The organism is Pantoea nemavictus (assembly GCF_037479095.1).
GTDB lineage: Bacteria > Pseudomonadota > Gammaproteobacteria > Enterobacterales > Enterobacteriaceae > Pantoea > Pantoea nemavictus.
On record NZ_JBBGZW010000001.1, the window covers coordinates 847,220 to 872,593 of the forward strand.

General features: G+C 55.4%; 24 protein-coding genes. 10 read left to right on the forward strand and 14 right to left on the reverse strand.

Annotated elements, in window-relative coordinates:
- Positions 1–46 precede the first annotated feature (46 nt).
- On the forward strand, positions 47–3,163 hold the full coding sequence (gene acrD / locus WH298_RS03940; RefSeq protein ID WP_180822268.1) for a multidrug efflux RND transporter permease AcrD: 3,117 nt from the start codon (positions 47–49) through the stop codon (positions 3,161–3,163).
- Positions 3,164–3,357: 194 nt separating this feature from the next.
- On the opposite strand, the gene ypfM is transcribed toward acrD, so the two are convergent.
- Positions 3,358–3,489: a protein YpfM gene (ypfM, locus tag WH298_RS23695; protein ID WP_369410889.1), complete on the reverse strand. Its 132-nt coding sequence runs from the start codon at positions 3,487–3,489 to the stop codon at positions 3,358–3,360.
- 321 nt (positions 3,490–3,810) lie between these two features.
- Between ypfM and WH298_RS03945 the strand changes: the two genes are divergently transcribed.
- Genes WH298_RS03945 through WH298_RS03955 form a run of 3 tightly spaced genes read left to right on the forward strand, consistent with a single transcriptional unit; the run spans position 3,811 to position 5,517 of the window.
- Positions 3,811–4,179, forward strand: a complete 369-nt coding sequence (locus tag WH298_RS03945) for an ArsC family reductase (protein WP_007884815.1) — start codon at positions 3,811–3,813, stop codon at positions 4,177–4,179.
- A gap of 1 nt (position 4,180) precedes the next feature.
- Positions 4,181–5,308 carry a succinyl-diaminopimelate desuccinylase gene (gene dapE / locus WH298_RS03950; RefSeq protein ID WP_180822269.1) on the forward strand — a complete coding sequence of 376 codons (1,128 nt, stop codon included), beginning with the start codon at positions 4,181–4,183 and terminating at the stop codon, positions 5,306–5,308.
- 20 nt (positions 5,309–5,328) lie between these two features.
- Positions 5,329–5,517 (forward strand): YpfN family protein, encoded by a 189-nt coding sequence (locus WH298_RS03955; RefSeq protein ID WP_007884817.1) that lies wholly within the window; start codon positions 5,329–5,331, stop codon positions 5,515–5,517.
- Positions 5,518–5,635: 118 nt separating this feature from the next.
- On the opposite strand, the gene ypfH is transcribed toward WH298_RS03955, so the two are convergent.
- The 6 genes from ypfH to dapA form a co-directional block, all read right to left on the reverse strand.
- A complete protein-coding gene (gene ypfH / locus WH298_RS03960) occupies positions 5,636–6,334 on the reverse strand; it encodes an esterase (protein WP_180822270.1) in 699 nt (232 codons plus the stop codon).
- A gap of 73 nt (positions 6,335–6,407) precedes the next feature.
- Positions 6,408–8,366: a tRNA(Met) cytidine acetyltransferase TmcA gene (locus WH298_RS03965; RefSeq protein ID WP_180822271.1), complete on the reverse strand. Its 1,959-nt coding sequence runs from the start codon at positions 8,364–8,366 to the stop codon at positions 6,408–6,410.
- On the reverse strand, positions 8,366–9,235 hold the full coding sequence (gene ypfJ / locus WH298_RS03970; RefSeq protein ID WP_049852966.1) for a KPN_02809 family neutral zinc metallopeptidase: 870 nt from the start codon (positions 9,233–9,235) through the stop codon (positions 8,366–8,368). Before ypfJ ends, WH298_RS03965 begins: the two co-directional genes overlap by 1 nt.
- Positions 9,236–9,401: 166 nt before the next feature.
- Positions 9,402–10,115 carry a phosphoribosylaminoimidazolesuccinocarboxamide synthase gene (gene purC / locus WH298_RS03975; RefSeq protein WP_007884822.1) on the reverse strand — a complete coding sequence of 238 codons (714 nt, stop codon included), beginning with the start codon at positions 10,113–10,115 and terminating at the stop codon, positions 9,402–9,404.
- A 336-nt stretch (positions 10,116–10,451) separates the two neighbouring features.
- Positions 10,452–11,480 (reverse strand): outer membrane protein assembly factor BamC, encoded by a 1,029-nt coding sequence (gene bamC / locus WH298_RS03980; protein ID WP_007884823.1) that lies wholly within the window; start codon positions 11,478–11,480, stop codon positions 10,452–10,454.
- A 14-nt stretch (positions 11,481–11,494) separates the two neighbouring features.
- Positions 11,495–12,373: a 4-hydroxy-tetrahydrodipicolinate synthase gene (gene dapA / locus WH298_RS03985; protein WP_007884824.1), complete on the reverse strand. Its 879-nt coding sequence runs from the start codon at positions 12,371–12,373 to the stop codon at positions 11,495–11,497.
- A 143-nt stretch (positions 12,374–12,516) separates the two neighbouring features.
- On the opposite strand from dapA, the gene WH298_RS03990 reads away from it, so the two are divergent.
- Together WH298_RS03990 and bcp are read left to right on the forward strand one after the other, a co-directional pair.
- Positions 12,517–13,083 (forward strand): glycine cleavage system transcriptional repressor, encoded by a 567-nt coding sequence (locus WH298_RS03990; RefSeq protein WP_036619762.1) that lies wholly within the window; start codon positions 12,517–12,519, stop codon positions 13,081–13,083.
- Positions 13,084–13,225: 142 nt separating this feature from the next.
- Entirely contained in the window at positions 13,226–13,693 is a 468-nt protein-coding gene (bcp, locus tag WH298_RS03995) for a thioredoxin-dependent thiol peroxidase (protein WP_007884826.1), read from the forward strand.
- A 34-nt stretch (positions 13,694–13,727) separates the two neighbouring features.
- Here bcp and WH298_RS04000 read toward each other — a convergent pair whose 3' ends face one another.
- The 4 genes from WH298_RS04000 to WH298_RS04015 all read right to left on the reverse strand — a co-directional run bounded on the left by WH298_RS04000 (position 13,728) and on the right by WH298_RS04015 (position 18,115).
- Positions 13,728–14,801 carry an AI-2E family transporter gene (locus WH298_RS04000; protein WP_180822273.1) on the reverse strand — a complete coding sequence of 358 codons (1,074 nt, stop codon included), beginning with the start codon at positions 14,799–14,801 and terminating at the stop codon, positions 13,728–13,730.
- Positions 14,802–14,892: 91 nt separating this feature from the next.
- Positions 14,893–16,485 carry a sensor domain-containing diguanylate cyclase gene (locus WH298_RS04005; RefSeq protein WP_049852970.1) on the reverse strand — a complete coding sequence of 531 codons (1,593 nt, stop codon included), beginning with the start codon at positions 16,483–16,485 and terminating at the stop codon, positions 14,893–14,895.
- A gap of 392 nt (positions 16,486–16,877) precedes the next feature.
- A complete protein-coding gene (locus WH298_RS04010; protein WP_007884832.1) occupies positions 16,878–17,486 on the reverse strand; it encodes a DsrE family protein in 609 nt (202 codons plus the stop codon).
- Positions 17,487–17,509: 23 nt separating this feature from the next.
- Positions 17,510–18,115 (reverse strand): DsrE family protein, encoded by a 606-nt coding sequence (locus WH298_RS04015; protein WP_007884834.1) that lies wholly within the window; start codon positions 18,113–18,115, stop codon positions 17,510–17,512.
- 641 nt (positions 18,116–18,756) lie between these two features.
- On the opposite strand from WH298_RS04015, the gene bepA reads away from it, so the two are divergent.
- Positions 18,757–20,220, forward strand: coding sequence for a beta-barrel assembly-enhancing protease (bepA, locus tag WH298_RS04020; RefSeq protein WP_049852971.1), 1,464 nt, complete (start codon positions 18,757–18,759; stop codon positions 20,218–20,220).
- A gap of 5 nt (positions 20,221–20,225) precedes the next feature.
- Positions 20,226–20,573, forward strand: coding sequence for an arsenate reductase (glutaredoxin) (gene arsC / locus WH298_RS04025; protein WP_191322094.1), 348 nt, complete (start codon positions 20,226–20,228; stop codon positions 20,571–20,573).
- Here arsC and hda read toward each other — a convergent pair.
- From hda to upp, 3 genes are all read right to left on the reverse strand, one after another.
- A complete protein-coding gene (gene hda / locus WH298_RS04030) occupies positions 20,570–21,271 on the reverse strand; it encodes a DnaA inactivator Hda (protein WP_036619769.1) in 702 nt (233 codons plus the stop codon). The genes arsC and hda overlap by 4 nt on opposite strands.
- 93 nt (positions 21,272–21,364) lie before the next feature.
- Complete coding sequence (uraA, locus tag WH298_RS04035; RefSeq protein ID WP_180822274.1) at positions 21,365–22,648, reverse strand: uracil permease; 1,284 nt, start codon at positions 22,646–22,648, stop codon at positions 21,365–21,367.
- 123 nt (positions 22,649–22,771) lie between these two features.
- Entirely contained in the window at positions 22,772–23,398 is a 627-nt protein-coding gene (gene upp, locus WH298_RS04040; RefSeq protein WP_007884850.1) for a uracil phosphoribosyltransferase, read from the reverse strand.
- Positions 23,399–23,639: 241 nt separating this feature from the next.
- Between upp and purM the strand changes: the two genes are divergently transcribed.
- A complete protein-coding gene (purM, locus tag WH298_RS04045) occupies positions 23,640–24,680 on the forward strand; it encodes a phosphoribosylformylglycinamidine cyclo-ligase (RefSeq protein ID WP_007884851.1) in 1,041 nt (346 codons plus the stop codon).
- Positions 24,677–25,315, forward strand: a complete 639-nt coding sequence (gene purN, locus WH298_RS04050; RefSeq protein WP_180822275.1) for a phosphoribosylglycinamide formyltransferase — start codon at positions 24,677–24,679, stop codon at positions 25,313–25,315. The genes purM and purN overlap by 4 nt, the downstream gene beginning before the upstream one ends.
- Positions 25,316–25,374: the final 59 nt, after the last annotated feature.

A 25,374-nucleotide genomic window follows, 5' to 3' on the forward strand; every position in this document is an offset into this window, starting at 1 on the left:
CATCATAATAAAAGTAAAAAATACGCAGTTGAGGAGTGTCGGTTCCATGTCGAATTTTTTTATCGACCGCCCCATTTTTGCCTGGGTTCTGTCTATTTTACTCTGCCTGTGCGGCACGCTGGCGATCATCTCGCTACCGATTGAGCAATATCCCGATCTCGCGCCGCCCAACGTGCGCATCACCGCTAACTATCCCGGCGCATCAGCGGAAACGCTGGAGAATACCGTTACGCAGGTTATCGAACAGAACATGACCGGTATCGATAATTTGATGTACATGTCCTCGAACAGCAGCAATACCGGCCAGGCGCAAATCACCCTCACCTTTACCGCCGGCACCAATCCCGACGAAGCGCGTCAGCAGGTGCAAAACCAACTGCAAAGTGCGCTACGCAAACTGCCCGCGGCGGTACAGTCACAGGGCGTGACGGTCAATAAAACCGGTGATAGCAATATCCTGATGATTGCCTTTGTCTCTACCGATGGCAGTATGGACAAACAGGATATTTCAGATTATGTCGCCAGTAACATTCAGGATCCGCTCAGCCGTATCGATGGCGTCGGCCAGGTAGATGCCTACGGCTCACAATATGCGATGCGTATCTGGCTCGATCCTAACAAGCTGATTGCCTACGCGCTGACCACCGAAGATGTGGTGAGCGCCATTGAATCGCAGAATGCGCAGGTTGCGGTCGGCCAGGTCGGTGGCTTGCCGTCGGTGGATAAGCAGGCGCTTAACGCCACCGTGAATGCGCAGTCGATGCTGCAAACCCCCGAACAGTTCAAAGCGGTCACGCTGAAGACCAATAGCGACGGCTCGGTGGTGACGCTCGGCGATGTGGCGGAGGTGGCGATGGGCGCAGAGAAATATGACTTCCTCAGTCGCTACAACGGCCAGGCAGCATCCGGACTCGGCATCAAGCTGGCTTCCGGCGCCAATGAGATGAACACTGACAAACTGGTGCGTGCGCGTATTGCCGAGCTGTCGAACTATTTCCCGCACGGGCTGGAAGCCAAAGTCGCCTACGAAACTACCCCGTTTGTTAAAGCCTCGATTAAAGACGTGGTGAAAACCCTGCTGGAAGCGATCCTGCTGGTTTTCCTGGTGATGTATCTGTTCCTGCAAAACTTCCGCGCCACGCTGATTCCCACCATTGCGGTGCCGGTGGTGCTGCTCGGCACCTTTGCGGTGCTCTACGCCTTTGGCTACAGCATCAACACCTTGACCATGTTCGCGATGGTGCTGGCGATCGGATTATTGGTGGATGATGCCATCGTGGTGGTGGAGAACGTCGAGCGCATCATGAGCGAGGAAGGCCTGTCGCCGCGCGCTGCGACGCGCAAATCGATGGGGCAGATTCAGGGCGCGCTGGTCGGCATTGCGCTGGTGCTGTCGGCGGTGTTTGTGCCGATGGCGTTCTTCGGCGGCACCGTTGGCGCCATCTATCGCCAGTTCTCGATCACCATCGTGTCGGCCATGGTGCTCTCGGTGTTGGTGGCAATGATTCTGACGCCCGCGCTCTGTTCGACGCTACTGAAACCGCTGCAGCAAGGCCATCATCACGGTCATCGCGGTTTCTTCGGCTGGTTCAACCGTACCTTCAACGCCAGCGCAGAGCGCTACGAGCGCGGCGTGGCCAAAATCCTGCGCAAAGGCGGCCGCTGGCTGCTGCTCTATCTCGCGATTATCGGCGTAATGGCCTTTCTGTTTATCCGCCTGCCAACCTCGTTCCTGCCGCTGGAAGATCGCGGTGTGTTCCTGACGCAGGTGCAACTGCCCGCCGGGTCAACGCTGCAGCAAACCTCGGACGTGGTTGCCAAGGTCGAGAATTACTACATGACCGCCGAGAAAGATAACGTGGTTTCGGTGTTCTCCACCATCGGTGCCGGCCCTGGCGGTAACGGCCAGAACGTGGCACGCCTGTTCGTCCGTTTGAAAGATTGGGAAGAGCGTCCAGGTAGCGATCGCACTTCTTTCGCTATCATCGAGCGAGCCACCAAAGCCTTCCACAAAATTAAAGAGGGTCGCGTCATCGCCAGCAGTCCACCGGCGATTACCGGCATGGGCAGCTCGTCCGGCTTCGATATGGAGTTGCAGGATCACGGCGGCATCGGCCACACCCAGCTGATGGCAATGCGCGATAAGCTGCTGGAAATGGCTGACAGCAATCCGGCGCTGTCGCGCGTGCGTCACAACGGCCTCGATGACAGCCCACAGCTGCAGATCGATGTCGATCAGCGCAAAGCGCAGGCGCTTGGCGTGTCGCTGGATACCATCAATGACACCTTAACCACCGCGTGGGGCTCAACGTACGTCAATGATTTCCTCGATCGTGGACGCGTGAAAAAAGTCTACGTGCAGGCTGCCGCAGAGTTCCGCATGCTGCCGGAAGACGTGAATAAATGGTACGTGCGCAATAATAGCGGCGGCATGGTGCCCTTCTCCGCGTTCGCGACCAGCCACTGGCAAACCGGTTCGCCGCGTCTTGAGCGTTACAACGGTTACTCGGCGCTGGAAATTGTGGGCGAAGCGGCTAACGGCGTCAGCAGCGGTACGGCGATGGACGTGATGGAAAAACTGGTGGGCCAGCTGCCGCTCGGGGTTGGCTTCCAGTGGACCGGCGCCTCCTATCAGGAACGTTTGTCCGGCTCGCAGGCACCGGCGCTGTATGCGATTTCGCTGCTGGTGGTGTTCCTGTGCCTGGCGGCGCTGTATGAGAGCTGGTCAATTCCCTTCTCGGTGATGCTGGTGGTGCCGCTCGGCGTGGTCGGTGCGCTGGTGGCGACCTGGATGCGCGGGCTGGAAAACGACGTCTATTTCCAGGTCGGTTTGCTGACGGTCATCGGCTTGTCGGCGAAGAATGCCATTTTGATCGTTGAGTTCGCTAATGAGATCAACAGCAAGGGCCGCGAACTGCTGGAATCGACGCTGGAAGCCTCGCGTCAGCGCCTGCGACCAATTCTGATGACCTCGCTGGCGTTTATCTTCGGCGTGCTGCCGATGGCGATCAGCAGCGGCGCGGGTTCCGGCAGCCAGCATGCGGTCGGCACCGGCGTGATGGGCGGGATGATTTCGGCCACCGTGCTGGCCATTTTCTTCGTACCGCTGTTCTTTGTGGTAGTACGTCGTCGCTTCCCGCTGAAAGAGAAGCCGCACGATTAAGTTTATTAGGTCGTCATAAATGACGCCCCTACGTCCGTGCATACCCCAACCGTAGGGGCGCCATTTATGGCGACCGTTTTAAAGGCCCGTGACGACGCAATAAAAAAGCCGCCATTGCATACATGGCGGCTTTATTGTTGTGTGTGGTAAGAATTACAGCAAGTTGGGAAATGCCCTGCTTTTCTCTTCACGCGTTACTTACGTAACATCGCTTCGATAAATTCTTTCCAGTTTCCCATTTCGGTGTCGACCATAAAACCCTCTCTTATTGTAGTGGCGATTCTACGCCGTTTTTTTCTACAGGTGAATACGCTTCCACCTCTCATCACTATCGGCAAACGCGCGCAAAAGCTGTAATTTTCTGAAATTGCGTAGTGACGCACATTTCAGCAACTGCATAATGCGTCAGGAAAAAAGCCCAACTTAAATCGCGTAGCACAAATTGCCGTTTAGGATAATCCTTAGTGGTCTGATGATGCCGTGGGCAATTACTGATGGGATAGATGAAAGCGTTTTCTGGATCTAAGTAATAAAATTTATAACGGCAAAAGTGTCATGAAAAAAAGCGGCAATCGCCGTCAGCGCTCACGACACTTAGATCGCTGTGGTAAACTCGCGCTTTATTTTTAACAAAATGGGAATAAGCGATGACAGCGCAGTGGGTGATGTACGGAATTAAAAATTGCGACACGATTAAAAAAGCACGCAACTCTTTAGAGGCTTCCGGCATCGACTATCGTTTTCATGATTATCGCGTGGATGGCATTGACGACGCGCTGCTGCAATCGTTCATTGACCAGCTTGGTTATGAAGTGCTGTTAAACACGCGCGGAACCACGTGGCGCAAGCTGCCGGAAGCCGATCGCGCAGCGGTTAACGATGCGGCCAGTGCCAAAGCGGTGATGCTCGCGCAGCCTGCCATCATCAAGCGCCCCGTGTTAGCTGCACCTAATGGCGATCTGCTGGTCGGCTTCAACGATTCTCTTTATTCCGCGTTTATCCAGGAGAAGTCATAACATGTTCTGTCCGGTCATTGAGCTGGCTCAGCAGCTTATCCGTCGCCCCTCTCTCAGCCCAGATGATGCCGGTTGCCAGGCGCTACTGATTGCGCGTCTGGAAGCCATCGGCTTTAAGGTTGAGCCGATGCACATTGGCGATACGCTCAACTTTTGGGCGACGCGCGGCCAGGGCGAAACGCTGGCGTTTGCCGGACATACCGATGTGGTGCCGCCGGGCGACGCCAATCGCTGGATCAGCCCGCCGTTCGAGCCGAGCATCCGCGACGGCATGCTGTTTGGCCGCGGTGCGGCTGACATGAAGGGCTCGCTGGCCGCAATGGTAGTGGCAGCGGAGCGCTTTGTTGCCGCCAATCCACAGCATAAAGGTCGTCTGGCGTTTCTGATTACCTCCGATGAGGAAGCCAGCGCGGTTAACGGTACGGTAAAAGTGGTTGAGCGTTTGATGGCGCGCAACGAGCGCATGGATTACTGCCTGGTCGGCGAACCGTCGAGCACCGAAATCGTTGGCGACGTGGTGAAGAATGGTCGTCGCGGCTCAATGACCGCCAATCTTACCCTTCACGGCGTGCAGGGCCACGTGGCTTATCCGCATCTGGCGGACAATCCGGTACATCGCGCCATGCCTGCGCTGAATGAGCTGGTAGACACCGTGTGGGATGAAGGCAATGAATTCTTCCCGCCAACCAGTATGCAGATCGCCAACGTGCAGGCCGGTACCGGCAGCAATAATGTGATCCCCGGTGAATTCTTTGTGCAGTTCAACTTCCGCTTCAGCACCCAGCTCACCGATCAGATGATCAAAGATCGTGTGGCGGAACTGCTGGATCGTCATCAGCTGCGTTATACGCTGGAGTGGAATGTTTCCGGTCAACCATTCCTGACTTCACGCGGCAAGCTGGTTGATGCCGTGGTAAACGCCGTGGCGCACTATAATGAGATTAAGCCACAGTTGCTGACCACCGGCGGCACTTCGGATGGGCGCTTTATCGCGCGCATGGGGGCGCAAGTGGTGGAACTGGGCCCGGTGAACGCCACCATTCATAAGATTAATGAGTGCGTGAAAGCGTCAGATTTGCAGATGCTGAGCCGTATGTATCAGCGCATCATGGAACAACTGATCGCCTAAACGCGCCGAAGGAGCAAGGGATGGAATTCTTTAAAGAGTACTGGTGGATCCTGGTGATCCTGCTGATGGTCGGTATTTTGATGAATGTTTACAAAGACCTAAAACGTATCGACCATAAAAAGTTCATGGATAACAAACCGACTTTGCCGCCGCATCGAGATTTTAACGATAAGTGGGACGATGAAGAGGATTGGCCGAAGAAGAAATAACCACAGTTAAATCAGTCTCCTTACCCGTAGCGGCGCGATTTATCGCGCGTGTTTAGCAGCAGTCTCGCTGTAACAATGCGCGATAAATCGCGCCGCTACGAAGTGTGCAGATATAAATTTAGATCATCATCACCACATCATCATCGCCGGGCTTAGCGCCGCTCAGCGCTTCATCGAAGTAACGACGCGGCACGGTATAGCGCAGATGATTGAGCGCCAGCTCCATGCTGCGATCGTCAATGGCGTGCGGCAGATCCTCAACCACATCCAGCGTCACATCGCCACCTAGCGACATAAGGCGTTGCTTCGCCTCCTCTGCGTACTTGAGCGGAATCTGCTCATCGTAATCGCCATGAATCAGATGGATAGTGTTGCGGGTAGATGCGCGCTGCGGCAGCGTGGCATAGCGGCCGCTAAACACAATTGCTCGCCCGGCCAAATCTGGCTGCGCCTTAACGCCTTCCAGCACCATGGTGCCGCCCTGTGAAAAACCGACCAGCGCAGTTGCTTCGGCGCGTACCCCGCTTTGCTGCTGCCAGTGACGCACCGATTCCACGAATTCCGGCATCACCGCATCCACGCCCTGCTGCTCCGAGCGATCGTGCGCCGGAATATCGGCAAACCATAGGCGTCCCTGAGGAACGCTGCTGGCAGCGTAAGGTGCGCCAACGGAAATCACCAACGCTTGCGGGAACGCCTTAGCGAACCAGCTGCCAATCTGTGCCATCGAATCCGGGTTGTCGTTTACGCCGTGATACAGCAGGAACAGCTGCGCTGCACTGCTGGGTTGCTGAACAATTACATATCGTAGTGCCATAAGATCCTCCTCAAATCACTATACGCCGCTGCTCGCACAGAGATACCGGGAAAATTTGAATGAGATAATGGATTTATTGCAACGAAGGGGTCTGCGGTGCCGCGTCAGGATTGAGCTGAATCAGGGCCTCGGCAACCTCAGATCGCAGCTTGTGCAGCAACGCCTTGCGCCCGCTAAGTCCCGCATTTTGCGCCGCGCTGCTCAGCGACTGTTTTTGCAGCAGAATGGCATGCAACAAGGGTGTAGAAGCGTGGCGCACCAGACGCTGTAACACCGCATAGCTGGCTTCAAAAGGGCGCTGTGCCCAGGCGAAACCCGCCAGCAGCGCCCAATCGTCATCATTGAGCAATTGGCTGTCATCGTTTGCCAGCGATAACGGCAGTTCAATGATCTGCTGCAGCCACGGCCAGTCGCGCGCCAGGCGCTGCGCTGCCTGCTGTTGTAGCCCTTCGCCTTTTGCAGTCATCGCCAGCATCGCCATCGCGGCATAGCAGCCGCTGCTGGCTTCGCGCTGCGAACCCATCCGCACCAGCGTAAAACCGCAGGCGCGCCAGAAGTGCCACAGGGATTCGGTGTAGCCGAAGCTAACCGAAAGATAATCACAGCCCCGCGCCTGCTGGCGTGCCGTTGCGACTAAAGCTTTGCCGATACCGCACTGGCGCTGTGCCGCCTGCACCGCAATCCGGCTAATGCGTTGTGAACGCAGCGTCGCCGCCTGCGCAAAACCTGCATGCGCCGCCAGCGATTGCGCCACCAGATTGCCACGCGGCCGGCGGTAACCCGCCCATATCGCTTCTGCTAGCGCTTGATCTAATCCGCCCTCCTCCACCAGCCACAGCGCGCCGGTGATGTGTTCACCTTCTCCGGCTAACCAAAAACGCATGCCAGGTGCATCCAGCATGCGGCGTAAATCCAGCGGTGACGTGCGGTAGTGCGCGCTGGCCAGCAGGCGGTAACCCGCTTCCAGCGCAGAAAAGTTTTGCTGTGGTGTCGCCGGGAAAATTGCGACGTCGGCGTTTACGCGGCTTTCCTGCGCATCCTCAAACAGCAACGCCTGAGTGAGCCACTGCTCCAGCGGATCGTTGGGTGCCCAACGCAACGGCTCGTCGAGCTGGAAGTAACGGACATCGGGCAAGGTGGCGCAGAAGCGCAGCATAAAACCGCGTCCGGTGCCTTCATACCCTTGCACGGTGGTGGTGAGCAGCACACGCGGAAAACGCTGCACCAGCTGCTGCAACAGCGGCGTGGGAATCGCTGCCGCTTCATCGACAATCAGCCATTGCGCCGGCGGCGCCTGTTCCAGCGCCAGAATGGCATCCGGTGCCATAAAGCGGAAATGCTCACCCGCAAAATCGGCCAGCACCTCGGTTGAGACTTTGCCGGGCGCCGTTACTAAACAGTGCTGATTCTGCTGCGCCAGCATGCCCGCCAATGCAGATTTGCCGCGACCGCGCGCGGCGGTGATCACCGCGACGCCGGCAGGCATCGTTTCGAGCTGTTGCAGGATTTGCGCCTGCTGCTGTGGTGCCTGGCAGTGCCATTCGGGCAGATCAATGTCGGCGGGATAACGCACAGGTTGATGCTGACGCTGCAACATTACCTGCGCATCGTCGAGCAGAAGAGATTGGAGATGATGGATAAAATGCGGTGTGGCGATCGGTTCGGCGACATCGGCCCAACGCAGGCTGTCAGCGTCCGTTTGCGTTGGCCAGCTTTTCCAGGCGGGCGTCAATAGCAATAACCAGCTGCCTGCACGCAAGGTTCCCGCCAGCGCCGCGAAGGCTTCGGCATGAAAACCTTTACGTGCATCAAATATCGCGTGCTGGAATTCACGGCCCAGTAACGTGCGCAATGCGGTTGGCGCGACCGCATGCGGCAAATCATCGCTATCGCTGAGCGTCAGCCAATCGCCTTGCAACTCCGCTCGCCATTGCGAGGCTTGCTGCCGGGCCCAATCCGCTTCGCCAGCAATCACACTCAGGCGGCGAATGCCTGCACGCTGCATCGCCGCCGTCGGTTCAATCAAGGACATCACTTGCTAGCGAAGGTGTTGCACTGACCGGGATCGCCGCTATCGAAACCGCGCTTCAGCCAGGTGTAACGCTGCTGGGATGTACCGTGCGTGAAGCTGTCCGGCACCACGCGGCCCTGACCTTTTTGCTGCAGGCGATCGTCGCCAATGGCTTCTGCCGCATTTAGCGCTTCCTGCAGATCGCCAACTTCGAGAATATTTTGCTGCTGCATATAATGGCCCCAAACACCAGCAAAGCAGTCAGCCTGCAGCTCCATCTTCACCGACAGTTGATTAGCCTGCGCCTGACTCGCGCCCTGCTGCATCTGGCGTACTTTCGGCTCAATACCGAGCAGTTTTTGTACGTGATGGCCAACTTCGTGGGCAATAACATAGCCCTGCGCAAAATCGCCGCCGGCACCGAGTTTGGTTTTCATATCATCGTAAAACGACAAATCGATATACACGGTTTGATCGGCCGGGCAATAAAACGGCCCCATCGCCGATTGGCCGGTACCACAATTGGTGCGCGTCGCACCGCGATACATCACCAGTTTCGGCGGCACGTACTGTTTGTTCATCTGCTGGAACAACTTGCTCCAGGTATCTTCCGTGGTTGCCAGAATCACCGAGGTGAATTTGGCATCTTCATTACTCTGCGCGGTGTTCACCTGACGCTGCTGCGAAGTTGGCGCGACGCTACCGCCGCCTTCCAGCAGCGCGGTGAGGTCGTAGCCGTAATAGCCTGCAACAGCGACAACCACTAACAAGATTAGGCCACCTTTGCCGCGCGGAATGCGGATTTGCCGTCCGCCACCGCTGCCAATGCCCGGTGAATCATTGCGTCGATCTTCTACATTGTCGCTTTCACGACGCCCTTGCCAGCGCATGGCCTACTCCTTTAAACATGTTTTGGCATGATTTTAGTTGGCGGCGCAGGTTAGCACCAGTGTTGTAGTCACATAACACCGTAGGGTCGTCATTAATGACGACCTCTATTACGGGCATAAAAAAAGGTCGTCATAAATGACGACCCTCCAAGATAGGTGGACAGACTTAATCCAGCTTCACACCCAAACGCTGGGCGACTTCTTCGTACGCTTCAACCAGGCCGCCGAGGCTCTGACGGAAACGGTCTTTGTCCATTTTGTCCATGGTGTTTTTGTCCCACAGGCGCGCGCCGTCTGGCGAGAACTCATCGCCCAGCACCACTTCGCCGTTGAACAGACCAAACTCCAGCTTGAAGTCGACCAGGATTAAGCCCGCGTCATCAAACAGCTTGCTCAGCACGTCGTTGGCTTTAAAGGTCAGCTCTTGCATACGTGCCAGATTGGCTTTGCTCACCCAACCAAAGGTTTCGCAATAGGATTCGTTCACCATCGGGTCGTGTTTGGCGTCATCTTTCAGGAAGAGATCAAACAGCGGTGGATTGAGCACAATGCCCTCTTCCACGCCCAGACGTTTTACCAGCGATCCTGCCGCACGGTTGCGCACCACGCACTCGACCGGCACCATCTCCAGCTTTTTCACCAGCGCTTCGTTATCCGACAGCAGCGCTTCCATCTGGGTCGGAATGCCCGCTTCCTGCAATTTGGTCATGATGAAATGGTTGAACTTATTGTTTACCATCCCTTTGCGATCAAACTGCTCGATTCGTGCACCGTCTCCTGCTGACGTATCGTTGCGGAATTCAAGTACCAGCAGATCCGGATTATCGGTGCTGTATACGGTTTTCGCTTTACCGCGATACAACTCAGCTCGCTTTTGCATCTTGTTAACTCCAAACATGAAAGAACCCGTGTTCAGCGGTGTTTCACCGCGCGCCGACTGCGTGACGCAATCGTTTACTTCGCCGGGCGCTATTATACACAAAATCATTCGAGATGCAGGAAGGCGGCAAACGAATGACAAATCGGCGAGCCGATTTGAACAGCGCTTGCGCTGGCCCACAGGGTGAATCTTCTTAGAAGATTCATAATCCCGATGAGCTTACTCAAGTAAGTGATTCGGGTGAATGAGAGCAGCCAACGCATCTGCAGCTTGAAGGATTTGTGTATATGACAAATCAAAACAAAAAGGCCGGGTAATCTCCGGCCCTTTAGCAATTTATTTCAGCGCGCCTTGAATCACTGATACCAGCGCATCATTCTGCGTCTGGGTTAGCACGTGACCTTTCGGATCGATGAACTGCAGACTGCTGCGGTTATCCAGATCGCCAACCTGCAATTTGTAATCGCCGTTTGGTAATTCCGGATCTTTCGCACCGATCTCATCCCACACGCCGCTGCCCGGCTGTTTGTAGGTGACTTTCAGGCTGCCCTGCGAACGGTTGTCGTCAGTGACTTCCATGCCCACGCGTTTCAGCGCCGCTGGCAAACGCTGCCAGGTCACGTTGAACGGTGCACGCAGAATCAACAGCGGTAAACCGGTATCGTCCGCGCCGCTCTGGACATCAATTTGTCCGGTAGCACGGTTTGCTGCGGCATCCTGGCTGGCAGAATCCACTTTATCCAGACCGGTGCTGATGTCGTTCAGCATCTGGCCGGTATAGCGTTGGATCTGCGCCGGAGAAGTGACGGCCTGACCTGACTGCTGCAGTTCGAGCAGACGTACCGTCAGCACTTGCTGATAGCTCTGATTCTGCACGCTGATCTGATAGCGACCGCGATACTGGTTATCTTCGTCAGCACGGTTCCACTGCACCCAATCGGTAGTCAGCTGCTGTGAAGCATCATCACGCTGCGCAATCGGGAACTTGTAAGACTGGACTACGCCAACCACTTGCGACCAGATCGAACCCCGGCTGCTTTCCACGGCCAGCACACCGGTGTTACCGGTGAACTGCGCACGCGTGCCGTTCAGCAATGCCAGCGGCTGGGCTGGCGGACGAATATCCAGCTCTTTACCAACTGCGCCTTTGGCGACGCTATGCGGAACATCGTAATCACCATTCTGCAGTGGCAGAATCATGCCGGCGGGCGCTTTTAAATCCTGCAGCTCAGGCGCCTGCAGGTAAGATTCGTCGCCGCTGACCTGGCGCTTATAACGCTGATCGTTGGAACACGCTGTTAGCAGCATCAGGGTGGAAAGGCCCACTACCGTTGCCAGCGTCGAGCGCTTAACTGAATAACTCATTGATTCTCCCTAAATTATCGCAGACCCGCTTTAATCAGCGCCTGAGCCGTTTTCGCCTGACCCGCTTCGGTCAGTGGCGTCATTGGCAAGCGCAGCGTGTCATCCGCGATTAATCCTAGCTGTTTTGCTGCCCATTTCACCGGGATTGGATTGGGTTCACAGAAAAGCGTCTGGTGCAAATGCATCAGACGCTGATTCAGGCGACGCGCTTCGGCGAATTTGCCCTGTTGCGCCAACGCACAGAGTTCAACCATTTCACGTGCCGCAATATTAGCCGTTACCGAAATGACGCCTTTGCCGCCCAGTTGCATGGAGTCCAGCGCCGTGGCGTCATCACCGCTGACGATGATGAACTCATCATTAACCAGCTCTTGGATCTGTGAGATGCGCGATAAGTTCCCGGTAGCCTCTTTGATCCCGATAATATTTTTAATTTCGGCCAGACGCGCGACGGTTTCCGGCAGCATGTCGCAACCGGTACGCGAAGGAACGTTATACAGCATCTGCGGCAGATCGGTGCTTTCCGCAATGGCTTTAAAGTGCTGGAACAAGCCTTCCTGGGTTGGACGGTTGTAGTAAGGCGTCACCGTTAAACAGCCCACAACACCGCTGCCGGTAAAGCGTTTTGTCAGGGAGATGCCTTCAGCTGTGGCATTGGCGCCGGTGCCAGCGATAACCGGAATACGGCCATCAGCCAGTTCCAGGGTTTGCATTACTACATCACCGTGCTCGTCATGGCTGAGCGTGGCTGATTCGCCGGTGGTGCCAACAGAAACAATCGCCGCGGTGCCGCTGGCAACATGATAATCAATCAGTTTTTTTAGACTTTCGCGGCAGACATTACCTTTTTCATTCATTGGCGTAATGAGCGCAACAATACTTCCGGTGAACATGGGCTATCCCCTCGACAAACAAGTGCCTCATGTTACGTTTTACATTGAAAGAAAAGCAAGTGAGCCACGCCATTCCCGCGCTTGTCAGCAGTTTTTTTTATGTTTACCTTATAGTTATTAGCGAACGTACAGGAAATGCCATTTTGTCGCAGTCACAGCCTCACCATCTGGTGATCACCGCACTGGGCGTTGATCGTCCGGGTATCGTCAATACCATCACCCGCCACGTCAGTAGCTGCGGCTGTAATATCGAAGACAGTCGTCTGGCGATGCTCGGTGATGAGTTCACCTTCATCATGCTGCTCTCCGGCAGCTGGAATGCGATAACCCTGATTGAATCTACGCTGCCAATGAAAGGTGCCGAGCTGGAGTTGCTGATTGTGATGAAGCGCACCAACGCACGCGCTACGCCACCGATGCCCGCCACCGTGTGGGTGCAGGTTGAAGTCCCGGATTCTCCGCACATCATTGAGCGCTTCACCGATCTGTTCGATAAACACCAGATGAATATCGCCGAATTGGTCTCGCGGATTAAACCGTCGCAGGATGGCGTAGCCCCGACGCTCTATATTCAAATGACGGCGCACAGCCCGGCCAATCCGGTCAGCGCCCCTATCGAGCAGGCTTTCAATCAGCTGTGCGAAGAACTGCATGCACAAGGCTCAATTCGTCTTTATAGTGTGACCGACGATGCCAACAGCAGCGTTTAATCAGGCTCCGGGTTATTTCGCCACACACTCTGCCGCGGCGGCAAACCGTGTAGTGAAATAACCCTGACGGTAAACACCCCCTGGCACTTTTGTTCCTGATGGTGTATTACCCACAGCATGTAAAAAATAATGGAGAGTTGTGATGAATCCACTGAAAGCCGGTGATACCGCACCGAAATTTAGCTTGCCCGATCAGGACGGCGAACAAGTAAATTTGGCCGACTTCCAGGGACAGCGCGTTCTGGTCTATTTCTATCCGAAAGCCATGACGCCGGGTTGCACCGTTCAGGCCTGCGGTCTGCGCGACAACATGGATGAGTTGAAAACTGAGGGTGTCACAGTACTGGGCATCAGCACCGATAAAGCCGAGAAGTTGTCGCGCTTTGCCGATAAAGAGATGCTGAACTTCACGTTGCTATCCGATGAAGATCATCAGGTGTGTGAGCAGTTTGGCGTGTGGGGTGAGAAAACCTTTATGGGTAAAACCTACGACGGCATTCACCGCATCAGCTTCCTGATCGATGGCGAAGGCAAGGTAGAGAAAGTGTTCGACGATTTCAAAACGTCTAACCACCACGACATCGTGTTGGATTATCTGAAATCAGCCTGATAGTAACGGGTGCGCAAGCCGCACCCGTTCTCTTTTACTCTACTCGCGGCCCATCAAGCGCCGGTGTTTCAGGCCAGGCATGCACCACGGCTTTTACCAACGTTGCCAGCGGAATCGCAAAGAACACGCCCCAAAATCCCCACATCCCGCCAAAAATCACCACTGACAGAATGATCACCAGCGGATGCAGATTCACCGCTTCAGAGAACAGAATCGGCACCAGCACGTTGCCATCCAGCGCCTGAATCACCAGATAGATGGCGATCATGGTCCAGAAATCGCTGCCTAGTCCCCACTGGAACAGGCCAACGCCAATCACCGGAAGGGTCACCACCATCGCGCCAATATAGGGAATCAGTACTGAAATTCCTACCAGCACCGCCAGCAACAGCGAATAGTTGAGGCCCAGCATCAGAAACGCCAGCCAGGTTACAAAGCCTACCGCCACCATCTCCAGCACTTTGCCGCGAATGTAGTTCGTGATCTGCTGATTCATCTCTTGCCACACCACGCCCGCCAAACCGCGATTGCGCGGCAGCACGCGACGCACCGCGCTCAGCATCTGCTCTTTATCTTTCAGCAGGAAGAACACCATCAGCGGCACCAGCACCAGATAGATCATCAGCGTCATCAAGCCCACCAGCGACGCTAGTGAATACTTCACCAACGATTCGCCTAAACCAGTCAGGCGGCTGCGCAGATTCTCCACGATGATGTCGATGATGCCAGCATCAACCAGTGCCGGATAACGTTTCGGCAAGCCAGCGGCAAAGAGATAGAGTTTATTCAGCATATTGGGCAAGTCGCGGGTCAGATTAATGCCCTGCTGCCAGGCCACCGGCGCCACAATCAACACCATCACCAATAAGATGCCCGCGAACACCACCAGCACCGCGCTGGTGGCCCAGGTGCGGCTACAACCGGCGCGCTGCAGGCGTACCGTTGGCCACTCAAGCAGGTAGGCGAGCACTAACGCCACCAGCAGCGGCGCCAGTAAACCGCTTAAGAAGAACAGAATACAAAACGCCGCCAGCAGAATCACCAGCAGGCCGATAGCCTGCGGGTCGCTGAAGCGGCGTTTGTACCATTGATAAAGCAGAGCGAGCATGCAAAACATCCTTGAAACGAAAACAGAAAAGCGCACGTTCCGTAGCGGTGCCATAAATTACGTCGCTACGGAACGTGCATGATAGGGAGGGTTAATGCGTAATACTACTCACCAACGCATCCTGACCGGAGATCATTACGCAGTTGCGCCCGGCATTTTTCGCCTGATAGAGCGCGGCATCGGCTTGCTTGAGGCTCTGTTCCTGCGCCCCGCCATCCGGCTGCCAGTCAGCAATCCCCACCGACAGCGTGACATTGCCAACCTGATCAATCCAGTTTTCCGCGATGCTGATACGCACGCGTTCGGCAAGAATGCGCGCATCTTCAACCGAGGTGGCGGGCAACAGCATCAGAAACTCTTCCCCGCCGTTACGGCACACCACATCGGTTTGCCGTGCGCTGTGACGCAAGGTGCGCGCCACGTGTTTGATCACCTCATCACCCACATCATGACCAAAGGTATCGTTGACGCGTTTGAAGTGATCGATATCCAGCGCCAGCACGGAAAACGGTTGGCGCATGGTAGAGAAATAGTCGAGCACGGCGCTTAAACCGCGGCGATTGAGCAGGTTGGTCATCGGATCGGTCTGGACTTCAGATTTCAGCCGGCCAATTTTGTCCTGCACTAAACCAATGCCGGTCAGCAACGCGCGCTTCACCTGCGCCGCTTCAAAATACCAGGCGCGAATGCCGCCAATCTCAGTTGATACGCCCTGCGAATCCATCTGGCTGGCTTTACGCGCCAGCTGCCACAGCGGCAAGGCAATCAGCCGCGCCAAAATCACCGCCACCAGCAAGGTCAGCAACGCGAACGGCACCGAGTTTTTCAGCACTTTTAATAACAAGCCAGAGAGCGGCGCCAGCGTGGCATCGGTCGGTTTCAACGCCACCACCATCCAGCCGGTGGTGGGCACGATGGCATAACCGGCCAGTTTGGCTTTGCCCTCTTCGCTTAACTGCACTTCGCCGTTGGTTTGTTGCTGGCGCTGGCGCTCGCTAATGATGGCTGGCGCACTTTTGCCAATCAGCTGGCTATTCTGGTGATACAGCACCTGATTATTACGATCCATAACGTAAACCTGGGTGCCGTCGCGATAGAACTGTTCGCCGAGCAGCGCGTTCAGGATGCTTTTCTTTTTCAGATAGATAGTACCGCCCACATAGCCAAGATAGCGCCCGTCTTTGCTCCAGATTGGCCAGGAGACAAACACAATCAGGTTGTTAGCGGCGGAAATGCTGGGTCGGCTGACCATCGGCTGACGCTGCGCTAACGCTTCTCGCGAAGACTGGCTGGTCAGACGCATGCCTTTCAGCATCAACGATTCCGGTGAAATCGCCTTCACGATACCGTTACTGTCGACCACCGCAACCGAGTTAAAGCTGTTGGTTTGCTCACGCAGGCGATTCACTTCCTGCTGCGCCAGATCGTCATCATCAAAATCATTGCCTAACTGCGTCGCGCTGTAGTGCAGCTGCGACTGAGCCAGCTGAAAGAAGACTTCCGTGGTGGCGGCCAGTTTGGTGGCGTAAGCGCGATTAGCTTCGAGGGTGCTTTCGATCAGGACCATACGTTGCACGCGCCAGGTGGCGTACAACGCATTGGCGAGCGTGATGACGATGCTGGTGATTGCTAACAGCGCGATCAGCGTGCGCAGGTCAGTTTTTGGCCGCAGGCGCGTTAGCATGGCGCACCTGCTTTAAAGCGTAGATTCATAGATTTGTGTGCCTGACAGTCTTGTTATTGTTGGTTGCACTTGCCCTGGTGAGGGAACGAGCAATTGTACACCCACAACTCAAATTGAGCACGAAGCATCCTGTCAGCCACCGACAATTCTTTCTCACTGCTGGTGCTAATCGATCAAGCCATTGGCATCGTAAAACGGCCACGGGCCGGGATAATCGCCGATGTTTATTTGCGTCAGCTGACATTGCAGACATGCGCTAAGGATATTGAGTGACGAGCCATCAGCCGCAACTCCACTTGCAGCTGGCGCTTAAACCAGACCTAACTGTGACAGCAACATCGCGGAAAAATGACGAAGAGATGACAGCAGCGCGGGCTGCTGTCAGGCAGGCATTACAACATCAGGAAAGCGTAACCTTCGTTTTGCAGCGAAGCCACGGTGGTGCCACTCGACAGCGTGTGGGTAACGCGGGTATCGATCCAGTCGCGCTCCAGCTGATGGAATGCTACCGACTGATCGCAAATGGTTACCTTGACGCCCGCGCTTCTGAGCTCATCAATTAGCTTGAGGTTCGGGTTATCGGTGCCGTAGGTTTTGCGGAACTGTTCATTATTTAGCGCCGCGGGTACCGCATCGCTGTTGATCGACACCACAAACTTCAGCTGATTCAGTGGAACGCCCGCTGCGTAGTAGAGGTTGGTGACGCGCGCAACGCGCTCCAGACCGAGATTCGGCTGGCGAACATCCCCTTCATTACGGTTGATCTGGAAGACGATTTTGTTGCTTAAACCCGGCGTGTTGGCCGGATTGTAGTCCGGCACACTCACAAAGTGGATTTTGCCGTAACCGGCAATGGCGGGCGTGCTCCAGAAATCGGCGGGCTCGCTCTTTTTATCTGCAAACTTGTCGCTGACTTTATCAATCAGTTCCGGAAGCTGTAACACATTACCGCCGACAAAACCTGCCAGTGCCGCGATAACAATATAGGATGCTGGACGCATTTCACTTCTCCTGTGCCTGAGATTTACATCTGTAAGAGTGCATAACCCTGATTTTCCAGCGTCGACACGGTGGTCGGACTGGAGAGCGCATGAATCACCGATTGGTCGATCCACGCTTTCGGGAAGTGATGGAATGCCACCGACTGATCGCACACCGATACCTTCACGCCCAACTTATTCAGTGCGCCTATCAGCGCCAGATTAGGGTTATCTGCTTTATAGAACTGTTGGAAATGCGCGTTATCCAGCATCGCCGGAGTGGCGTCACCGGTGACCGAGACGACAAAGTGCAGGTCATCAGCCGGCACGCCAGAGGCGATATAAAGATTAACCACGCGCGCGACGCGCTCCAGACCGAGGTTCGGCCGCTTCATATCCCCTTCGCTGCGGGTAATCTGGAATACCACTTTGTTACTCAAGCCAATCACCGGCTTAAAGGCGGCGTCCGCTTCATAATGGATTTTGCCGTAGCCCTCCACGGCGGGTGTACTCCAGAAACCGTCCGGATCGGCTGGCTCGGCAGAAAAATGGCTCACAACACGCTGATACAGGTCATCACCCTTGCTCACGGTGGCGCCCACAAATCCACCCACAATGGCGATGAGGGCGTATGTGACAACAGAACGCATAGAAACTCTCCGGCATGCACTGCGCGTCAATTCACAGTCCGTTTGAATAAAGTGCCTTATCTATACCACAGCGTGCGCAGGGCAAAACGCCTGTAGTAACGGGCTGTCCGGCGTTTTGATTGCGCGAAAAATAATTAGCAGGGTTAATTGAATAAGAGTTTCGATTGTTGTGTGGCAGGAAGTGAAGAAATGATTGGCCGTGAAATTGTGACCCCAACTCCAGTAGAATAAGTTGACGTGCGTTTAAAATATAGCCGCCATTTACTGTTCCAGAGGCCATGCGCAGCGTGAGCACGATTAAAATAACTGATGGATAAAGCGGGCCAAACCCGCTGATTTGCCACTGCTTTTCAGAGTAAACCTATAAAAATTCATGCCAAACTCAATAATTTTGAGCAACTTTACGTAACTTTAACTTTTGGCGGCCTACAGCCCGGTTTATGCCGCAATGCCCTATTCAATTTTTTGCTGCATTTTTGCGATGCTGTAACCGATTTTTCATTTATAGACCATTAAGCTTCATCATTTGCTTGTCGCAACAGTGTGGTTAAGATAGAGCGCGCGGTACCCATGCAAAATAAGCGCAGAACATTTGAACAACTTACCTGTCCAATTTCGGGTGACTTTTACAGGATCAAGGCATGTTTAACCGGTTGAAAAAATCAGTACTGGCGGCCCTTATTCCTGCGCTGCTGCTCACGCCTGCGCTGAGTGCGCGCGCCGACATTAGCGATACGCTGCCCGATATGGGCACCACCGCCGGTGCTACGCTGTCGATTAATCAGGAATTGCAGATGGGCGACTTCTATGTGCGCCAGCTGCGCGCCAGTGCGCCTCTGATAAACGACCCGCTGTTGAACCAATATATTAATGAGCTGGGTCAGCGCCTGGTGGCCCACGCCAACTCGGTACGCACGCCGTTTCACTTCTTTCTGATTCAGAACGACGAGCTGAATGCCTTCGCCTTCTTTGGCGGCAATGTGGTGCTGCATTCGTCGCTGTTTCGCTACACCGATAATGAAAGCCAGTTAGCCTCGGTGATGGCGCACGAAATTTCGCACGTTACCCAGCGCCACCTGGCGCGCGCGATGGAAGAGCAGAGACGCAATGCGCCGCTCACCTGGGTGGGAGCACTGGGATCTATTCTGCTGGCGATGGCCAGCCCACAAGCGGGTATGGCGGCATTGACCGGCACGCTGGCGGGCACGCAGCAGGGTATCATCAGCTTTACTCAGGGCAACGAACAGGAAGCCGATCGCATCGGTATTCAGGTACTGCAACGCGCCGGCTTCGATCCGCAAGCAATGCCCACTTTCCTGCAGAAGCTGGCGGATCAGAGCCGTTTCTCCTCCAAGCCGCCGGAAATTTTGCTGACGCACCCGTTACCGGATAGCCGCCTGGCCGATGCGCGTAACCGCGCCAACCAGATGCGTCCAGTGGTGGTGCAGTCGTCGCAGGATTTCTATATGGCGAAAGTGCGTTCACTCGGCATGTATTCCACCGGTCGCAATCAGCTGACCGATGATTTGCTCAACGACTATGCCAAAGGCAACGTGCGCGAACAGCAGGCTGCGCAATATGGCAAAGCGGTGCAGTTCCTGCAGGCCAAAAGCTTTGATAGCGCCAAACGGGTGATCGCCCCGCTGCTGGCGAAGCAGCCGGATAACGTCTGGTTTCTCGATATCATGACCGATATCGACATCGGCCTGAATCAGCCGCAGCAGGCGATCACCATGCTGAGCAGTAATAAAGCCAGCAGCAGCAACCCGGTGCTGCAGTTGAACCTGGCTAACGCCTATGTTGAAGCGAAGCAACCGGCTAACGCCAGCCGCATTCTCAATCGCTACACTTTCGCGCATCCGGACGATCTCAACGCCTGGGATTTGCTGGCGCAGGCCTCCGCAGCCCAGGGTTTACGCGATGAAGAGCTCTCCGCGCGCGCCGAAGGTTTAGCGCTCAACGGACAACTCGATCAGGCGATCTCGACGTTAAGCAGCGCCAGTGCGCAGGTGCCGCTCGGCAGCCTGAAACAGGCGCGTTATGACGCACGCATCGATCAGTTCCGTGAACTACAGAAACGCTTCAAGGTGTATCAAAAAGGATAAGAAACATGGTGAGCATTTATCACAACCCGCGCTGCAGCAAGAGCCGTGAAACGCTAGCGCTGTTGCAGGAAAACGGTGTTGAACCTGAAGTGGTGTTATATCTCGATACGCCGCCCGACGTGCCGACATTGAAGCGCCTGCTACAACAGCTCGGCATGCACAGCGCGCGTGAACTGATGCGTCGCAAAGAAGATCTTTATAAAGCGTTAGCGTTGGCGAATGATGAGCTGAGCGAGGATCACCTGCTGCAGGCGATGGTGGCTCATCCAAAACTGATTGAACGTCCGATTGTGGTTAATGGCGAGCAGGCGCGCATTGGACGTCCGCCCGAAGCGGTGCTGGAGATTATTTAAAGCTCCAGCGCTTCCTTAACAAAGGGAATGGTGAGTTTGCGCTGCGCGCTAATTGAAGCGCGATCGAGGCGATCCAGCGTATCAAACAGCGTGCGCATCTCACGATCGAGGCGTTTCAGCAGGAAGCGCCCAACATCTTCCGGCAGCTCAAAGCCACGCAATCCGGCACGCAGCTGCATCGCCTGTAATTTGTCGTCATCCGACAGCGGCTGTAAGCGGTAAATCTGCCCCCAATCAAGGCGTGAAGCCAGATCCGGTAAGCCAAGATTCAGCTGGCGCGGCGGTCGATCGCCGGTGATCAGCAACCGCGTTTTACCGATTTCCAGAATGCGATTGTAGAGATCAAAGATCGCCATTTCCCACTCCGGATCGCCCGCAATACATTCGATGTTATCGATGCACACCAGCGCCAGATTCTCCATCCCTTCCAGAACTTCCGGCACAAACCACGTGCGTTTATCCAGCGGCACATAGCCCACAGCTTCGCCGCGCGCCGAGAGTTCAGCACAGGCTGCATGCAGCAGATGACTGCGGCCACCGCCTTCGCGCGACCAGAAATAGAGATAGCTGCCGTGTTGCTGTGAGAGTGCGCCTTGCAGCGCCGCCAGCAGAGACGCGTTTTCCCCCGGCCAGAAACTGGCGAAGGTTTCATCATCGGGTAAATAGAGTGGCAGTGAGAGCTGTGCCGGCGTGTTCAGAAGTACCTCAACGGATGAGCGGGCAGAAAACCGCGCAAGTTTATCACGATCTTTGTCGGAGATGAACCGGGCTTCCCTGCCCGGTTTGTCGCCTTAACTTTCGCGCTTCTCTTCCTCATCCAGCACCACTTCTTCTGGACGTAATACGCTGATTAGACGGAAGATCAGAGCCAAGCCAACGCCAACGATGGTCGCCAGCGCCATGCCTTTCAGCTCGGCGGCACCAATGTGCACTTTGGCGCCGCTGACGCCGATGATCAGGATCACCGAGGTCAGGATCAGGTTTTGCGCCTTGTTGTAATCCACTTTGGATTCGATCAGCACACGAATACCCGACGCGCCGATCACCCCGTACAGCAGCAGCGACACGCCGCCCATGACCGGCACAGGAACCGCCTGAATCGCTGCCGCCAGCTTGCCAACGCATGAGAGCAGGATGGCAAAGATTGCCGCGCCGCCAATCACCCAGGTGCTGTACACGCGGGTAATCGCCATTACGCCGATGTTCTCGCCGTAAGTGGTATTGGGCGTTGAGCCGAAGAAGCCGGAGATCATGGTCGACAAACCGTTGGCGAACATGGAGCGGTGCAGGCCAGGATCGCGGATCAGATCTTTCTTCACGATATTGGCGGTGACCACTAAGTGGCCGACGTGCTCGGCAATGACCACCAGCGCGGCCGGCAGAATGGTCAGCATCGCCACCCACTCAAAACGCGGCGTATAGAAGGTTGGCAGCGCAAACCACGGTGCATTTTCCACCGCAGTCCAGTCCACAATTCCCATGCCGTAAGAGAGCGCATAGCCGACCAACACGCCGACTAAAATCGGGATGATGGCGAGGAAACCGCGGAACAGCACCGAACCAAAGACCGTGACCGCCAGCGTCACCATGGAGATGATCACCGTTTTGCTGTCTGGCGAAGTACCGTCAGCAGGCAGCAAGCCAGCCATATTCGCCGCTACGCCCGCCAGTTCCAGACCGATAACCGCCACAATCGCGCCCATCGCCGCCGGAGGGAACATCACGTCAAGCCAGCCGGTACCGGCTTTTTTCACGATCAACGCCACCACGCAGAACAGGAAACCACAGAGGATAAAACCGCCGAGCGCCACTTCATAACCGAGCGGCAACAGCAGCAGCACCGGCGAAATAAAGGCAAAGCTTGAACCGAGATAAGCGGGGATTTTTCCTTTACAGATAAACAGATACAGCAGCGTGCCGACGCCGTTAAACAGCAACACCGTGGCCGGGTTGATGTGAAACAGAATCGGCACCAGCACGGTGGCGCCGAACATGGCGAACAGGTGCTGCAGGCTGAGTGGAATGGTTTGCAGCAGCGGTGGGCGTTCACTAACGCCGATTGCACGACGAGTCATTGTTATCCCCTATCCTCTTCGTTATTCGCGCCATGGCTGCGTTGCCCTGGCGTGAATAACTCAAGGATGACATTGTTGTGTTTTTAGACAAAAAAAAGCCGACTCTCTGGCCGGCTGCTTTCTTTATTTGGTTCCGAAAATCTTGTCGCCGGCATCGCCGAGCCCGGGGATGATGTATCCCTTTTCGTTCAATCCCTGATCGACAGATGCAGTGTACAGCTCCACATCCGGATGCGCTTTTTCTAAAGCCGCAATCCCTTCTGGCGCGGCCACCAGCACCAGCACCTTAATACTGGTACAACCGGCTTTCTTCAGCAGATCGATGGTGGCAATCATCGAACCACCGGTTGCCAGCATCGGATCGACCACCAGCGCCAGGCGCTCTTCAATGTTCGATACCAGCTTCTGGAAATAGGGTACCGGCTCCAGCGTCTCTTCATCACGATACACGCCGACCACGCTGATACGCGCGCTCGGTACGTGCTCAAGCACCCCTTCCATCATGCCGAGGCCAGCACGCAGAATCGGAACAACCGTGATTTTTTTACCTTTGATCTGATCGATTTCGACCGGACCGTTCCAGCCTTCGATGGTGACGCGCTCGGTTTCCAGATCGGCGGTGGCTTCATAGGTCAGCAAGCTGCCCACTTCCGAGGCCAGCTCGCGGAAACGCTTGGTGCTGATATCATGCTCACGCATCAGGCCCAGTTTATGTTTGACCAGCGGGTGTTTGACTTCCACGATCTTCATGATTGTTCTCCCGGAATTGAGTTGAGCTAAAAAAAAATCGCCGGATTATACCGCCTTTTCGCCGCCGCGCCACATGTCATCGGTCAATGGCTTGCCTGAATCTGCTCAAGAGTAAGGATTGGCGAAAATCTGACGCTGTGCAAAGGCAGCGTGAGATGGGACTCGCAAACGTTTGCCTGCGCTGTTAGAATTGCCGCGCTTAATTTTTGCCACCAACCGCAACTCGCGTGGGGATTCCGCAGTGACCGACAAAACCTCTCTCAGCTACAAAGACGCCGGTGTTGATATCGATGCTGGTAACGATCTGGTTGACCGTATTAAAGGCGTAGTGAAAAAAACTCGCCGCCCGGAAGTGATGGGTGGATTGGGTGGATTCGGCGCGCTCTGTGCGCTGCCGCAGAAGTACCGCGAGCCTGTGCTGGTCTCCGGAACCGATGGCGTCGGCACCAAGCTGCGTCTGGCGATGGATCTCAAACGCCATGACAGCATCGGCATCGATCTGGTTGCGATGTGTGTCAACGACCTGATCGTGCAAGGTGCAGAGCCGCTGTTCTTCCTCGATTATTACGCGACCGGCAAGCTGGATGTAGACACGGCTTCCTCGGTGATCACCGGCATTGCCGAAGGCTGCTTGCAGTCTGGCTGTGCGCTGGTGGGCGGCGAAACCGCTGAAATGCCTGGCATGTACCACGGCGAAGATTACGATGTGGCCGGTTTCTGCGTCGGCGTGGTGGAAAAATCAGAAATCATCGACGGTTCGAAAGTGCAGGACGGTGACGTGCTGATCGCGCTGGGTTCCAGCGGTCCACACTCGAACGGTTACTCGCTGGTGCGCAAGATTCTGGAAGTCAGCCAGACCGATCCTGAAACCAAGCAGCTGGAAGGCAAATCATTGGCCGATCACCTGCTGGCGCCGACCCGCATCTACGTGAAAAACATCCTTAGCCTGATTGAACAGGTTGATGTGCATGCGATTTCACATCTGACTGGCGGCGGCTTCTGGGAAAATATCCCACGCGTATTGCCAGACAATACTCAGGCCGTGCTGGAAGAGAGCAGCTGGCAGTGGCCTGCGGTATTCACCTGGATGCAGCAAGCGGGTAATGTTAGCCGCTTTGAAATGTACCGCACCTTTAACTGCGGCGTGGGCATGGTGATTGCGCTGAGCCCGGCAGACGCAGATAAAGCGGTGCAACTGATGAGTGACGCTGGCGAAAAAGCGTGGAAAATCGGTGTGATTAAAGCGTCTGATGCTGAAGAGCGTGTGGTTATCAACCCATGAAAAAACTGGTTGTACTGATCTCCGGCAACGGAAGCAATCTTCAGTCCATCCTCGACGCCTGCGCAAGCGGGCGTATTAACGGCAGCGTCGCTGCCGTTTTCAGTAATAAAGCCAGCGCCTACGGTTTGACGCGTGCGCGGGAAGCCGATGTCGCGCAGCATGCGTTAGCCGCCAGTGATTTTGCCGACCGTGCAGCCTTCGATCACCAGCTAATGCAGGAGATTGACGCGTACGCACCGGATTTGGTGGTGTTGGCTGGCTATATGCGCATCCTCAGCAGCGCTTTTGTCGCGCACTATCACGATCGTTTGGTGAATATCCATCCGTCGCTATTGCCGAAATATCCGGGCTTGCATACCCATCGGCAGGCGCTGGAAAACGGCGACGAGGAGCATGGCACCTCGGTGCATTTTGTGACTGACGAGCTGGATGGCGGACCAATTATTTTGCAGGCGCGCGTGCCGGTGTTTGCGGGCGACAGCGAAGATGAGATCAGTGCGCGCGTGCAGCATCAGGAACACGCGATTTATCCGCTGGTGATCAGCTGGTTTGTCGATGGGCGTTTGCAGATGCGTGAGGGTAAAGCGTGGTTGGATGGTGAACCATTGCCGCCGCAGGGTTACGCCCACGACTGATTTCCCCGTCATACTTCAAGTTTCAGGAGCGTTGGCTTCACTTGCTCACCCCAGTCACT

Coding starts and splice junctions, on each gene's coding strand:
- WH298_RS04010 (WP_007884832.1), bottom strand. CDS start 17,486: ATGCGTCCAGCATCCTATATTGTTATCGCGGCACTGGCAGGTTTTGTC.
- dapE (WP_180822269.1), top strand. CDS start 4,181: ATGTTCTGTCCGGTCATTGAGCTGGCTCAGCAGCTTATCCGTCGCCCC.
- upp (WP_007884850.1), bottom strand. CDS start 23,398: ATGAAGATCGTGGAAGTCAAACACCCGCTGGTCAAACATAAACTGGGC.
- bcp (WP_007884826.1), top strand. CDS start 13,226: ATGAATCCACTGAAAGCCGGTGATACCGCACCGAAATTTAGCTTGCCC.
- uraA (WP_180822274.1), bottom strand. CDS start 22,648: ATGACTCGTCGTGCAATCGGCGTTAGTGAACGCCCACCGCTGCTGCAA.
- ypfH (WP_180822270.1), bottom strand. CDS start 6,334: ATGGCACTACGATATGTAATTGTTCAGCAACCCAGCAGTGCAGCGCAG.
- acrD (WP_180822268.1), top strand. CDS start 47: ATGTCGAATTTTTTTATCGACCGCCCCATTTTTGCCTGGGTTCTGTCT.
- WH298_RS04000 (WP_180822273.1), bottom strand. CDS start 14,801: ATGCTCGCTCTGCTTTATCAATGGTACAAACGCCGCTTCAGCGACCCG.
- purC (WP_007884822.1), bottom strand. CDS start 10,115: ATGCAAAAGCGAGCTGAGTTGTATCGCGGTAAAGCGAAAACCGTATAC.
- bepA (WP_049852971.1), top strand. CDS start 18,757: ATGTTTAACCGGTTGAAAAAATCAGTACTGGCGGCCCTTATTCCTGCG.
- ypfM (WP_369410889.1), bottom strand. CDS start 3,489: ATGAGAGGTGGAAGCGTATTCACCTGTAGAAAAAAACGGCGTAGAATC.
- WH298_RS03955 (WP_007884817.1), top strand. CDS start 5,329: ATGGAATTCTTTAAAGAGTACTGGTGGATCCTGGTGATCCTGCTGATG.
- dapA (WP_007884824.1), bottom strand. CDS start 12,373: ATGTTCACCGGAAGTATTGTTGCGCTCATTACGCCAATGAATGAAAAA.
- purN (WP_180822275.1), top strand. CDS start 24,677: ATGAAAAAACTGGTTGTACTGATCTCCGGCAACGGAAGCAATCTTCAG.
- arsC (WP_191322094.1), top strand. CDS start 20,226: ATGGTGAGCATTTATCACAACCCGCGCTGCAGCAAGAGCCGTGAAACG.
- bamC (WP_007884823.1), bottom strand. CDS start 11,480: ATGAGTTATTCAGTTAAGCGCTCGACGCTGGCAACGGTAGTGGGCCTT.
- WH298_RS03945 (WP_007884815.1), top strand. CDS start 3,811: ATGACAGCGCAGTGGGTGATGTACGGAATTAAAAATTGCGACACGATT.
- WH298_RS04005 (WP_049852970.1), bottom strand. CDS start 16,485: ATGCTAACGCGCCTGCGGCCAAAAACTGACCTGCGCACGCTGATCGCG.
- WH298_RS03965 (WP_180822271.1), bottom strand. CDS start 8,366: ATGTCCTTGATTGAACCGACGGCGGCGATGCAGCGTGCAGGCATTCGC.
- ypfJ (WP_049852966.1), bottom strand. CDS start 9,235: ATGCGCTGGCAAGGGCGTCGTGAAAGCGACAATGTAGAAGATCGACGC.
- WH298_RS04015 (WP_007884834.1), bottom strand. CDS start 18,115: ATGCGTTCTGTTGTCACATACGCCCTCATCGCCATTGTGGGTGGATTT.